This is a genomic window from Bradyrhizobium sp., from assembly GCF_036735945.1.
Taxonomy (GTDB): domain Bacteria; phylum Pseudomonadota; class Alphaproteobacteria; order Rhizobiales; family Xanthobacteraceae; genus Bradyrhizobium.
The window spans coordinates 25,455-38,341 of sequence record NZ_DAINNI010000018.1 but is presented as its reverse complement, the minus strand read 5'-3'; the positions used below and the strand labels follow the sequence as shown (position 1 = coordinate 38,341).

The window sequence follows — 12,887 nt, the reverse complement described above, 5'->3', positions numbered from 1 at the left end:
TTTTTGCGATTTCCACGATGCCGTCCGATCCCCTTAGATGACTGCGCGCCACCGGAGCCGAGTGGGGCCTTCGGGCGCGCAGCAGGACGGTGGTTTCGGGCATGTCGAGCGACAAGGAACAAGCGATCAGACCTTGGCAACGAGACATCTACTCGGTGTTCAAGGCTGCGAACATCCAGCACGTCTCCTACGTTCCGGACGGCGGGCACCGCGGACTGATCGATCTCTGCACGGACGATCCGCAGATCGGGACAACCGTGCTCACGACTGAGGAAGAAGGCGTTGGCCTGGCGGCCGGGCTTTTCCTCGGCGGACAGCGCAGCGTGCTGCTGATGCAGTCTTCGGGCGTTGGCAATTGCCTCAACCTCTTCACACTCGCCGAGAACTGCCGTCTGCCGCTCGTTCTCCTGGTGACCATGCGCGGTGAGTTTGCCGAGTTCGTGCCGTGGCAGATCCCGATGGGCAAGCGCGCCGGCGCCGCCCTGGAATTGATGGGTTTCGACGTGTTCCGTGCCGAGGACCCCGCCACCGTAGGCGATATCTGTTCCGGCGCCATCGACCAGGCGTTCTATTCCAGCCGAAGCACGGCGGTGCTGCTCTCGCAGCGGCTGATCGGCCGCAAGAACTGGTCGAAATGATGTAAGCCCGGCGGGGCGAAGACCTAGAGGATCAAGATGATCGAACGTCGTCCAGCAGTCGCGGAATTGCTCAAGGATCGCGGAAACGCGCTCGTCGTCGCTGGCTTGGGATCTCCGGTGTATGACGTGTGCGCTGCGGGCGATCACGACCTGACCTTCTACGACTGGGGCGCCATGGGTTCAGCCGCGATGGTTGGATTGGGCCTGGCGCTGTCGCGCCCGGATCGGCCCGTCGTCGTCTTCACCGGCGACGGCGAGATGCTGATGGGTCTGGGCTCGTTCTCGACCATCGTTCAACACCAACCGGCCAACCTCTCGATTCTCGTTCTCGACAACGAACAATACGCCGAGACGGGAATGCAAAAGACTGCGACCGGTTTCGGGACGAACTTGGCGGCGGTTGCTCGCGCTTGCGGAATCAAGGACGCTTCGGTTCTTACCCAACAAAACGAGGTCTCGGCACTTCGTCCCAAGCTGCACGCGAAGGCCGGTACATTGGTCGCCGTGCTCAAGATCAAACCTGGAGATCAGCCGCGGACGGTTCCGGAGCGGGAAGGGACGCTCATCGCGTCGCGCTTCATGCAGCATCTGGCCGCCGGCGATCGAGCCCGCGTCTGATTTCCACGAAGAAACCTCGATCGGCCGGCTGCCTGAAGAGCAGTCGGCCGATCGATGGCGATAGATCAACTTTTCGGGCGAGACCGGATCATGAAGGTATCGTTGGTGAATTCGGCGACTTGCCACCAAAGATACTGATCGTTGCGATAGGCTTGCATCGCTTCGATTGACTTCTTGAAATCAGCATTCTTGGCGGAAATTTCTGCCCAGAGCTCGTTGGTCGCTCTTAGGCAAGCCTCCAGTATTTCATTGCTGAACGGACGAAGTTGAGTGCCAGTTGCAACGAGACGCTTTAGAGCCGCCGGATTCAAAAGATCGTAACGGGCGCTCATCGAGATGTTTGCATGAGCGGCCGCATTGGCCAGTACGCTCTGATAGTACTTCGGAAGCGAATTCCATTTGTCGAGATTGGTCATTACGTGCAGCATTGGACCGGCCTCCCAGAAGCCGGGATAATAGTAGAATTTGGCGACCTTCTGCAGACCAAGCTTTTCATCGTCGTACGGGCCGACCCATTCGGCGGCATCGATCGTGCCTTTCTCAAGCGCGGGGTAGACATCGCCACCGGCGAGTTGCTGTGGGACTGCACCAACCTTTTGGAGGACCTGGCCGGCAATACCCGCTATCCGAAACTTCAGGCCTGCCAAATCCGCCGTGGTTTTGATCTCTTTACGGAACCAGCCTCCCATTTGCGTGCCGGTATTTCCGGCGGCGTGGGCGATCACACCGTATTTTTTGAAGAACTCATTTCCCAGCTGTTCACCGCCGCCCTGGTACCACCAGGAGTTCTGCATTCGCGTATTCAGGCCGAATGGCACCGACGTATAGATCGCGAATGTGGGATCCTTGCCGACGTAATAGTATGCAGAAGTGTGCGCAATCTCGACCGTCCCGTTCGAGGCTGCGTCGAGCGCTTGCAATCCGGGGACGATTTCGCCGGCCGCAAAGGTCTGAATTTGGAATCTGCCGTCTGTCATCTCTCCGACCTGTCTGGCGAACTGCTCGGCACCGCCAAAAAGCGTATCCAACGATTTCGGGAAGCTTGATGTCAATCGCCACTTCAACTCTGGCATCGATTGCGCGATCGCAGGCGATGCAACGGCTGTTCCGACAGTACCGATCCCGGCAAGCTTGATGAATTCACGGCGTTTCATAGTTGGATGTTCCTCTCCATAAAATTGGCGCGCGACGGACATTGGATTCTTTGACGTCTTCCCGTCAGACGCCGTTGGATAGTACGCGGCTGGCGTAGCCGCCAAAATAGGCGCAAATGAACTGCACCCATGCGCGAACGCCAGACGTTTCACGAACTGAAAAGATGTGAAGTTCCTTTGGCATCCTGCTGGATCATGTCGGCGGCCTTCTCCGCTATCATGATCACCGGAGCATTCGTGTTGCCCGATACGATCAGCGGCATGATCGAAGCGTCGATCACCCGTAGCCCTCGGATGCCGTGGACGCGCAGTCTGTCATCGACCACCGCCATCGCATCCGAGCCCATCTTCGCCGTGCCGACGGGGTGGTGGATCGTGCCCCCTTTGCGGCGGGCGAAGTCCAGCAGTTCGTCGTCGGTCCGAGCGTTCCCGCCGGGATCTATCTCTTCAGCGATGTAGCGGGCGAGGGATGGGGCCTGCGTGATCCGACGCGCGATCTTCATGCCTTCCACCAGGCATTCGCGATCGGCTTCCTTGCTCAGGAAGTTCGGGCGGATCGCCGGTGCGGCGAACGGATCGCCCGATTTGATGTGGATGCTTCCGCGGCTTTCGGGCCGGAGCGGAGTGGGTCCGATCGTCAGGCCGGGCTCGCGATCGAGCGTCCGCTTGACCGGATCTTTGAAGCTGGCGTGAGCGATCGTGTACTGGATGTCCGGAGTATCCAACTCCGGTCGGGACCTGACGTTGCCGTTCACGATGCCGGCCGACGTGGTCAGGATGCCCCGACGCGTCAGGGCATATCTGAAGATTTCCTTCAGTAGAGGAAGCCCGTGCGAGCGCTCGTTCAGGGTCCGGGCCCCGGTGACTCGCCAAACCATCCTGATGATATAGTGGTCCTGGAAATTCTCGCCGACGCCGGGCAGCGCGTGCAGCACGTCGATGCCGTGTTCCTGCAGGATGTCAGGCCTGCCGATGCCAGAAAGCTCAAGCAACTGCGGCGACTGGACTGCTCCCGCGCACAGGAGGACCTCGCGTCGCGCCCTGACGACGGCGTCCGACGTTCCTTTCCGATAGACCACGCCGGAGGCACGCCTTCCGTCGAGGGTGATCTTGGTCGTGTGCGCACCGGTCACGATCCGGACGTTTGATCGCTTCATGGCCGGTTCGAGAAATGCCCGCTTGGTGGACCACCGGACGCCGTCCTTCTGCGTCACCTGGAAATAAGCGAAGCCGTCCTGCTTTCCGGACGTGTAGTCCGGATTGCGCGGATAGCCGCACTCGCCCGCGGCCGCGATCAACGCATCGGTGATCTCCGCGAATTCGTACTGGTCGCGCACGTTGAGAGGACCGTCCTTTCCGCGCCAGGCGGTGGGGGCACCCTCCCAGTTCTCCGATTTGCGGAAGTAGGGCAGCACGTCGTCCCAGGACCAGCCTCGATTTCCGAGTTGGGCCCAGCCGTCGTAGTCGCGGGACTCGCCTCGGACGTAGAGCATCGCGTTGAGCGAGCTCGTCCCACCGAGGACCTTGCCTCGCGGGATCGGGAAGGGACGCTGGTAGGTGTAGGCTTCGGGCTCGGTCTGGAACCGCCAGTTCACGCCGGGCATGTCGATGGTCTTCACGTAACCCACGGGAACGTGGATCAGGATGTTCCGATCCGGACCGCCGGCCTCGAGTACAAGGACCGACACGGAGGAATCCTCGCTCAGCCGGGATGCGACCGTGCAGCCCGCCGAGCCGGCGCCGATCACGATGTAGTCGAATTCAGTGGTGGACTTCATGGATCGATCCATCTGCCTACCTTTGCGTTCCCTCCGATCGATTGGGGCCGGATCGCCAGGATGTCCAATTCGTTTCGCCAATTGGATCATTGGCTTGATCGATAAGGGCGCCGGAATAGGTGAGGGCGGACGCACATCATTCGGATGAATAGCGCCATACCAAACTTCAGTTGGCGAAACGGTTGCGGATTCCCACAAGATTCCAGCCAAACACCGTGCGTCGCAGGACGACGGCCATCATCAGTGGGTTTCTCACGGAGGAAGAGCGAGTGCGACGTTTCGAAAACCTCATCGGCGGCAAGAAGATCGCGGCGGCGTCCGGCAAGTGGATGCCGAGCCTCGATCCCTATCGCAACGAGAACTGGTGCGAGATTCCCGACAGCGGCCCTCAGGATGTTGACGCCGCCGTCAGCGCCGCGAAGACGGCATTCCATTCTTCCGCATGGGCGGGCATTTCGGCGACCGCCCGCGGCGCACTGCTCCGCAAGGTCGGCGATCTGATCGCCGCGAACGCCGATCGGTTGGCGGAACTGGAAGTTCGCGACAACGGCAAGCTGATCAGCGAGATGCTGGTCCAGCTCAAGACGATCCCGCAGTGGTTCTACTACTATGGCGGCCTGGCCGACAAAGTCGAAGGCGGGGTTCTTCCCATCGACAAGCCCGACCACGTCGTATTCACGACCTGGGAGCCGCTCGGCGTGGTGGCGGCGATCACCGCCTGGAACTCGCCTCTGCTGCTTCTGACCTGGAAGTTGGCGCCGGGCCTCGCCGCCGGCAACACGTTCGTCGTCAAGCCGTCTGAATTCGCGAGCGCTTCCACCGTCGCCTTCGTCGAGTTGTTCGAGGAGGCGGGCTTCCCGGCAGGTGTCGTGAACGTCGTATGCGGCACCGGCCAGCACGTCGGTGCGCCACTCGTCGCTCATCCCGACGTCGCCAAGATCGCGTTCACCGGCTCGGATGCCGCCGGCAAGGCGATCAACAAGGCCGCCGCGGGCGACCTGAAGCACGTGACGCTGGAGCTCGGCGGAAAGTCGCCGAACATCGTCTTCGAAGATGCGGATCTCGAGGCGGCCGCAGCGGGCGTGGCGTCGGGCATCTTCGCGGCCGCCGGGCAAACATGCATCGCCGGCTCGCGGCTGCTGCTGCAGCGCTCGATCTACGACACCTTCCTGTCGAAGGTCAGGGCCATGGCGGAAGGCGTGAAGGTCGGAGATCCCCTGGATCCGGACACCCAGATGGGGCCGCTCGCGAACCTTCCTCACTTCGACAAGGTGATGACCTGTATCGCCGATGCCAAGAAGGAGGGCGCCGTCGTCGCTTTCGGCGGCAACGCCATGAAGCACCCGACCGGAGGATTGTTCGTGGAGCCGACGATCTTCCGCGATGTCGACAACGCCTCGCAGCTCGCGCAACGCGAGATCTTCGGTCCAGTGCTCGCCGTCATTCCCTTCGACGACGAGGCGGACGCGCTCCGGATCGCCAACAACTCGAAATACGGCTTGGCGGCAGGCGTTTGGACCAGGGACATGGGACGCGCGTTCCGGATGTCCAGGGGACTCCAGTCGGGAACCGTCTGGGTGAACACCTACCGCGCCCTCAGCTTCATGGCGCCGTTCGGAGGCGTGAAGGACAGCGGTCTCGGTCGCGAAAGCGGGCAGGAGATAATCAAGGGCTACATGCAGCCGAAGACGGTCTGGATCAACAACTCCGCCGATCGCCCGCAGAATCCGTTCATCATGCGATTGACCTGAGCGAGCGTAGCGTCGCGTGACATTCACGTCGCGAATGTGCGCAGAAGAACAATCCATTTCGAAAATGACGATGGATGCGATCAAATCCGGATCATCCATTCCGCCAGTAAAAGGAAGAAGCAATGACCGACGTTCAGAAGCTCAAGGACACCATCAAAGTCTGCATGTTCGACCAGTACGGCACGGTCGTCGACATGCAGGGGGGCCTCGTCAAGATCGCGACTCCATTTCTCAAGGAGAAGGGCTGGACGGGCAACCCGAACTCCTTCGTCACCTGGTGGCGCCGCACCCACTTCGAGAACTCGATGATCGACGCGCTGCTCCACCGCGAGCACACGCCCTATCGCGAGATCGGCCACCGCGCCGTCTCCCAGGTCATGGATCGCTCGGGCATCAAGTACACCAAGGACGAGGTGAAGTACCTGGTCGGCGAGATCGAGAAGCTCGAATGCTTCCCGGAGGTGCCGGAGGCGTTGGCGAAGCTGCAGACCAGGTACAAGCTGGTCGTACTGTCCAATGGCGACCGCGACATGCTCGAAACGGCCAAGAAGTATCACAGGATCCGGTTCGACAACGTGATCTCCGTCGCCGAAGCGAACTCCTTCAAGCCGCATAAGGCGACCTATACGAAGGCCGCCGAGATCCTCGGCCTCAAGATGGACCAGATCCTCTTCGTCGCCAACCACGCCTTCGACGTCATCGGCGCGAAGTCGGCAGGCATGCGCACCGCGATGATCAATCGCCGCGACCGGCCGTTCGAAGAGACGCCGCACCAGCCCGACATCACCGTCCCCACGATGAAGGATCTGGCGGATGCGATCGTCTAGTACGGAAGCTCTCTCCGGCATCAAGGTCCTGGACCTGTGCCGCGTCGTCTCCGGCCCGTTCGCCACGATGCATCTCGGCGATCTCGGGGCGGACGTCGTGAAGATCGAAGATCCCCGCGTCGGCGACGAGAGTCGCCGGTACGGCCCTCCGTTCGTCAACGGGGAGAGCTCATACTTTCTGTCGGTCAATCGCAACAAGCGAAGTTGCGCGATCGATCTGAAGTCGCCGGCCGGCCGGGACGCGGTGATCGCGCTCGCCAGGGCCGCCGACGTCGTGATCGACAATTTCAGGCCGGGGACGCTCGACAAGTGGGGCCTGTCCTACGCAGCGTTGAGTGCCCACAATCCGAAGCTCATCCAGTGCAGCATCTCCGGCTTCGGCCGCACTGGTCCGGATGCAAGCCGGCCCGGCTACGACCTGATCCTGCAGGGCGAGTCCGGCGTCATGGACATCACCGGGGATCCGGACGGTCCGCCCATGAAGGTGGGAACTTCGATCGCCGACCTGGTCACCGGCCTCTACGCATCGCAGGCGGTGCTCGCCGCACTCATGAAGCGCGAGCGGAGCGGCGTCGGCGGACGGGTCGACGTCTCCATGCTGGACGCCATGGCCTCGCTGCTGACGTTCAACGCCGGCATGTACTTCGCGTCCGGAGAAAGCCCGAAGCGTCGCGGCAACGTGCACCCGACCATCAGTCCGTACGAAACCTTCGAGGCGAGCGACGGCTGGTTCAACCTCGGCGTCGCCAACGACAAGTTCTGGTCGTTGTTCTGCGCCGCCATCGGCCGCAAGGATATCGAAACCGATCCCCGCTTCGACACCGCGCCCAAGCGGGCGGCCAACCGCGTTGCGCTCGCGGAGATTCTGCGTCCGATCTTCAAGGCCGAGCCGCGCGATCGTTGGCTCGAGATCTTCAGCGGCGCCGGCATTCCGTGCGGTGCGATCAGGACGGTCGGCGAGGTCTGCGAAGCGCCGCAACTCGTCCAGCGCGACATGGTCCAGACCGTGACGCACAAGGTGGCGGGAGAGGTCAAGTTCGTCGCGCGGCCGTTGCGCTTCGACGATGCGCCGCCTGCGCCGTCCACTCCGCCTCCGACACTGGGCGAGCACACCGTCGAGGTGTTCGAGAACTGGCTCGGGTCGACGCGGAATGAGGTATTGGCCTTTGCCTCGAAAGGCGCGTTCGGCCAAACTACACTGAAGCAATCGGCCGAATAGCGGAGACGACGGATGGACGAGGCGCAGGTTCGAGAACTTGTCGTGGCAGCCATGGGCGACGGCCGCCATGAGTTCGGGTCGTTCTTCCTGTCACGCTTCTTCGGGATGGCAGTCTCCTACGAGGCCGAAGCCTGCATCGTCTCCCTCGACGTGAAGCCCTACATGTACAACCCGCAGGGATCGCTCCACGGCGGCGTGCTGGCGACCGCGCTCGACATCTCGATGGGGCATCTCCTCAAGCATCAGTTCGGCGCCGGCGCGACGCTCGAGATGAAGGTCCAGTATTTCGCCCCGGTTCGCAGCGGCGTGGTCACGTGTCGTGCGAGCTTTCTGAAGAAGGGACGCAAGACCTTCTTTCTGCAATCGTCGGCTATCGACGGCGCCGGAGAGACCATCGCTCACGCGACAGCTACCTGGAAGCAGCTGTGAACGACGTCGTCCCCAGGCTCCGGGAACTGCTGGGCTCCGATTGCATCACCGGCCCGGCGCTGACGGACGGATATCTGTCGGATTGGCGCGGTTTGCTTCGTGGTAACGCTGCCTGCGTCTTGCGGCCCAGGTCGGCGTGCCTGCTCTCGCAGAGCGTCCGGATCTGTCGGGAGGCCGGCGTCAGCGTCGTCCCTCAAGGTGGCAACACGGGACTTGTCGGCGGCTCGACGCCGGACGAAACCGGCCTCCAGATCGTCGTCAGCACCGGCGTCATGAAGAAGATCCGGACGATCGATCCTGTCGACATGTCCGTCGTGGCGGAAGCGGGCGTGACCATCGCCGAGCTTCAGAACGCCGCAGCGGACGCGGGCACGCTGTTTCCCTTGTCCTACGCCTCGGAGGGTACCGCTACGCTCGGTGGCGCGCTTGCGACGAACGCAGGCGGTATCTCGGCAGTACGGTACGGGAGCGCGAGAGATCTCCTGCTCGGAATGGAGGTCGTGCTTCCGGATGGACGTATCTGGAACGGCCTGCGCACGCTGCGCAAGGACAACACCGGCTACGCCCTCAAGCACCTTTTCGCCGGTTCGGAAGGAACGCTCGGCATCATCACGGCGGCGGCGATGAAGCTCGCGCCACTGCCGGTACTGCGCGAGGTCGCCTTCTGCGCGGTCGAGACCGAGGGCCAGGTGCTGGATTTCTGGATAAAGCTGCGCGCGGCCGCGGACGGGAACGTGCGGGCTATCGAGTACCTTTCCGGATCATGTGTGGAGCTGGCGAAGCGCGCAGGGCTGCGCTCGCCCGTCGAGAAGGCGGACCACTACGTCCTTGTCGAACTGACCTCGAGCCGTCCGGAAGCCGGTCTGAAGGACATGCTGGAAGCGTTCCTCGCCGACAGGCTCGAGGATGGCACCATCGTCGATGCCGCGCTTGCCCAGAGCGGAGAACAACAGAAGCAGATCTGGCGCCTGCGGGAAGACCAGACTGAGTTCCAGAAAAAGGCGGGACGCGATTTCAAGCACGACGTCGCGGTGCCGGTGGCAAAGGTGCCCGAGCTTCTGCGCCGGAGCCGCAGCGACATCGAAGCCGGCTTTCAGGACGCCATGGTCGTTCCGTTCGGGCACGTCGGCGACGGCAATATTCACCTGAACGTCGTCCTGCCGGCCGCGCTCGACCCGGAGCGGGCGGCTGAGCAAGGCAAGCAGATCAGCCAGGCGATCTACGATATCGTGCACTCCCTGGACGGGACGTTCTCCGCCGAACACGGCATCGGTCGAGCCAAGGTCGACCTGCTCGAAAGCAAGAGGGATCCGGTGGAGCTCGATCTCATGCGTCGGATCAAGGCCGCGCTCGACGAGGACGGCTTGTTCAATCCCGGCAAGATCTTCCGACCATCGCATAGCGAACCCGCAGAGGTGCGACGATGAAAGCAGTCTATTTTCTTGGCGACCGCAAACTCGAAATCCGCGACCCTCCGGATCCGAGCTCCGGTCCGGGCGAGGTCATTCTCGAGATCAAGGCGTCCGGCATGTGCGGGAGCGACCTGAAATACTATCGCGCCGCCGACGGAGCGGACTCCATCGGTTTGGGCAAGAAGTCCGACAGGCCCATCATCGCGGGCCACGAACCCTGCGGCGTCGTAGCCGAAGTGGGGAAGGGCGTCTGGAGCCCTCTCGCCAAGGTCGGCATGCGTGTGATGAACCATCACTACGTCGGCTGCGGTTGCTGTCATCAGTGCCGGGGTGGATGGACGCAGATGTGCGACGAGGGCTCGATCACGTTCGGTGCCAATGGCGACGGCGCCCACGCCAGGTTCATGAAGGTTCCTGCGGACTCTTTGGTGGGCCTGCCGGATGACCTTTCGTTCCAAGCCGGCGCCGCGATCTCCTGCGGCACCGGTACGGCCTGGGGCGGTCTGGATCGGCTCGGACTGCGTGGTAGCGAGACGATTGCGATCTTCGGTCAGGGCCCCGTCGGCCTGAGCGGAACGCAACTCGCCACGGCTATGGGCGCGCGCGTCATTGCCTTGGACATCGATCCCGGCCGCCTTCAACGCGCCAAGGAGTTCGGCGCGCACGATCTGTTGGACGCCCGATCCGACGACGTCATCGCCGCGATCCGCGATTTGACGGGAGGACGCGGCGCGGATTGCACGATGGACTGCACGGGGTCGCCCAACGCGAGGGCAGCGGCGATCAAGTCGGCCCGCAAGTGGGGGCGAGTCGTTTTCCTGGGCGAGGGCGGCGATGTGACCATCGACGTCAGCAACGACATGAACCGCAAGCAGCTATCGGTGTTCGGAAGCTGGACCTTCAGCAAGAACGGACAGGCCGATTGCGCGCGCTTCGTCTCGGAACGCAAGCTCGACGTCGACGGCCTGTTCACCCATTCATGGCCGCTCGAAGCCGCTGAAGAGGCCTATAGGCTGTTCGATACGCAGACCACGGGCAAGGGACTCTTGATTCCTTGAGTTCAGGGGTGGTGACGGTCGAGCTGATCGAAGAGGATTGCCTCTACCAGATCGATCTTGCCGAGCCATGACTTGACGACGTTCGCCAATGCGGCCGGCTGCTCCATCGGGATCATGTGACCCGTGTGCTGCACGATCTCCAAGGTGGAGTGCGCAATGCCGGCGTGAAGTTCGTTGGCTTCGTCGAGGCTCCGCAGCCTGTCGTCCGCGCCGGCGACGATCAGCGTCGGGCACGCGATCTCGCTCAATCGGTCGGCATCACCATGCCGATCGAGAGCGGACTGGCGTCGAAACGTCTCCAGCCCGAGGCGACGTCCCATATCCTGCAACCGGCCGATCAGGTCGTCGTCGGTACTGCGGTCTGGATGGACTGCCGCCCGCAGCGACAAGCGGCTCATGCCCTTGAACGGGTCGGCGGCGAGCACCGCAGCGGCGGCTTTCCGCTGGACCTGCTCTGGCGTATCGGCGCGCGAGGAAGTAGCGATGAGCACCAGAGCGCTGACGGCGTCTGGAGCGAGCCTGGCCACTTCGCGTGCGACGTAGCCGCCGAGCGAGAAGCCGATCAGGACGAAGCGGCTCGGTGCCTCCGCGATCAGCCGCTGTGCCATCGTCCGGATGCTGTCGTCCCGGCCGAGGTCGGCATGGAAGATCGGGCGGTAATCTTTCATTTCGGGCTCGAGGGACGCCCACATCTCCTGATCGAGCATGAAACCCGGAACGAGAACGAGAGCCATTGGCTTCCTCTGACGAAGTGCGATATCCGATCGTAGCCTGCACCGCTACGGCTGCTTGAACTACTTACAAGGCCTCGCGCTGCCCTGACAAATGGGGCTTGAGCGGCATCACTCCGCTGAATGGCTCCATTGGCACTATCGATTGGACCTCCTGTTCGAGCGATGCACAATTTCTTGCGACCCGACGATTTCGTCCGAAATCGATTTCAATCCATGGTCAAGGCGAGAAAACATCGTGCGAACCGCTTTGAAGATAATTGCTTGCGTCGTCTCTGCTCTCTCGTGGCTTCCTGCAGTGCAGCTTGCACACGCGGTGGAATGGCCCACCAAGATCGTCAAAATTGTAGTGCCGTACGGGCCTGGCGGCGGGGTCGACAGCTTCGCCAGACCGATCGCGTCGACCCTCAGCGACCAACTTCCGAACCGGATTATCATCGAGAATCGCGCCGGCGCCGGGGGGACAGTCGGTGTGCTCGCAGCCGCGAAATCCTCGGCGGACGGCACGGTCCTCTTGGCCGGTGGCGTGCATCAGCCGATGTCCGAAGCCGTTTATCCGTCTCGCGGCTATCGCATCGACCAGGACTTCGTGCCGATCGCCATCACCGCCGTCGTTCCGAACGTCCTGGTGGTGCCGGCGGAATCCCGCTTCGCGACGGTCGCCGATATCATCAAGGAGGCGAAGGCAAATCCGGGGAAGCTCACCTATTGCTCGTCCGGCAACGGCACCTCGCAGCACATCATCGGAGAGATGTTCAAGCGGCGCGCAGGGGTGGACATCCTGCATGTGCCCTACCGAGGGACCGCGCCCGCACTCACCGATCTGATTGCCAACGTCTGCGACATGATGTTCGACGGAATGGGTACGTCCGCTCCCCAGATCGAAGGTAGGAAGCTGAAGGCGATAGCCTTGATAGCCGATAAGCGATCGCCGCGATTCCCCGACATTCCCGCTTTTGTGGAGGCAGGAGGTCCGCAACTGGATGCTTCCATCTGGTACGCGATCTGGGCTCCCGCGGGCACGCCATCCGATCTGGTTTCCAGGATCAGAGGCCTGGTCAAAGGTTCTCTGACCAGCCCGGCTGTCGCTCGCGCCTGGGAAATCCAGGGAGCCGAAATTCCGAAGATAAATGACGAAGAGATAGTCGGCTTCGTCGAGCGGGAGACGGCTGAATGGACCAGGACGGTGACCGAACTCGGGATCAAGGTCGACTGAATCGCCCTCGCAGCCAGGTGCGATCCGCCAATGCAGATGAACTGCCAGGCGACGGT

Annotated in this window: 12 protein-coding genes; 9 read left to right on the top strand and 3 right to left on the bottom strand. The window is 62.3% G+C overall.

Annotated elements, in window-relative coordinates:
• Positions 1-101: 101 nt before the first annotated feature.
• Positions 102-638: a phosphonopyruvate decarboxylase gene (locus V7E26_RS09190; protein ID WP_324415134.1), complete on the top strand. Its 537-nt coding sequence runs from the start codon at positions 102-104 to the stop codon at positions 636-638.
• 36 nt (positions 639-674) lie between these two features.
• Complete coding sequence (locus V7E26_RS09185) at positions 675-1,256, top strand: thiamine pyrophosphate-dependent enzyme (RefSeq protein ID WP_324415133.1); 582 nt, start codon at positions 675-677, stop codon at positions 1,254-1,256.
• A gap of 65 nt (positions 1,257-1,321) precedes the next feature.
• Here the strand turns inward: V7E26_RS09185 and V7E26_RS09180 are convergent, their stop codons facing one another.
• Positions 1,322-2,410 (bottom strand): TRAP transporter substrate-binding protein, encoded by a 1,089-nt coding sequence (locus tag V7E26_RS09180; RefSeq protein WP_324415132.1) that lies wholly within the window; start codon positions 2,408-2,410, stop codon positions 1,322-1,324.
• Between the two features lie 149 nt (positions 2,411-2,559).
• The gene (locus tag V7E26_RS09175) at positions 2,560-4,188 is read right to left on the bottom strand and encodes a GMC family oxidoreductase (RefSeq protein ID WP_324415131.1); all 1,629 of its coding nucleotides are present in this window, start codon (positions 4,186-4,188) and stop codon (positions 2,560-2,562) included.
• A 269-nt stretch (positions 4,189-4,457) separates the two neighbouring features.
• On the opposite strand from V7E26_RS09175, the gene V7E26_RS09170 reads away from it, so the two are divergent.
• From V7E26_RS09170 to V7E26_RS09145, 6 genes are all read left to right on the top strand, one after another.
• Complete coding sequence (locus tag V7E26_RS09170) at positions 4,458-5,939, top strand: aldehyde dehydrogenase (RefSeq protein ID WP_324415130.1); 1,482 nt, start codon at positions 4,458-4,460, stop codon at positions 5,937-5,939.
• Between the two features lie 122 nt (positions 5,940-6,061).
• Entirely contained in the window at positions 6,062-6,766 is a 705-nt protein-coding gene (locus V7E26_RS09165; protein WP_324415129.1) for a haloacid dehalogenase type II, read from the top strand.
• Positions 6,753-7,985, top strand: coding sequence for a CaiB/BaiF CoA transferase family protein (locus tag V7E26_RS09160; RefSeq protein ID WP_324415128.1), 1,233 nt, complete (start codon positions 6,753-6,755; stop codon positions 7,983-7,985). The genes V7E26_RS09165 and V7E26_RS09160 overlap by 14 nt, the downstream gene beginning before the upstream one ends.
• A 12-nt stretch (positions 7,986-7,997) precedes the next feature.
• Positions 7,998-8,414 (top strand): PaaI family thioesterase, encoded by a 417-nt coding sequence (locus V7E26_RS09155; RefSeq protein ID WP_324415127.1) that lies wholly within the window; start codon positions 7,998-8,000, stop codon positions 8,412-8,414.
• The gene (locus V7E26_RS09150) at positions 8,411-9,841 is read left to right on the top strand and encodes an FAD-binding oxidoreductase (RefSeq protein WP_324415126.1); all 1,431 of its coding nucleotides are present in this window, start codon (positions 8,411-8,413) and stop codon (positions 9,839-9,841) included. The genes V7E26_RS09155 and V7E26_RS09150 overlap by 4 nt, the downstream gene beginning before the upstream one ends.
• Positions 9,838-10,884, top strand: coding sequence for a zinc-dependent alcohol dehydrogenase family protein (locus tag V7E26_RS09145; RefSeq protein ID WP_324415125.1), 1,047 nt, complete (start codon positions 9,838-9,840; stop codon positions 10,882-10,884). Before V7E26_RS09150 ends, V7E26_RS09145 begins: the two co-directional genes overlap by 4 nt.
• A gap of 2 nt (positions 10,885-10,886) precedes the next feature.
• Here the strand turns inward: V7E26_RS09145 and V7E26_RS09140 are convergent, their stop codons facing one another.
• The gene (locus V7E26_RS09140) at positions 10,887-11,618 is read right to left on the bottom strand and encodes an alpha/beta fold hydrolase (protein ID WP_324415124.1); all 732 of its coding nucleotides are present in this window, start codon (positions 11,616-11,618) and stop codon (positions 10,887-10,889) included.
• Positions 11,619-11,760: 142 nt separating this feature from the next.
• Between V7E26_RS09140 and V7E26_RS09135 the strand changes: the two genes are divergently transcribed.
• Entirely contained in the window at positions 11,761-12,831 is a 1,071-nt protein-coding gene (locus V7E26_RS09135; protein WP_324415123.1) for a Bug family tripartite tricarboxylate transporter substrate binding protein, read from the top strand.
• Positions 12,832-12,887: the final 56 nt, after the last annotated feature.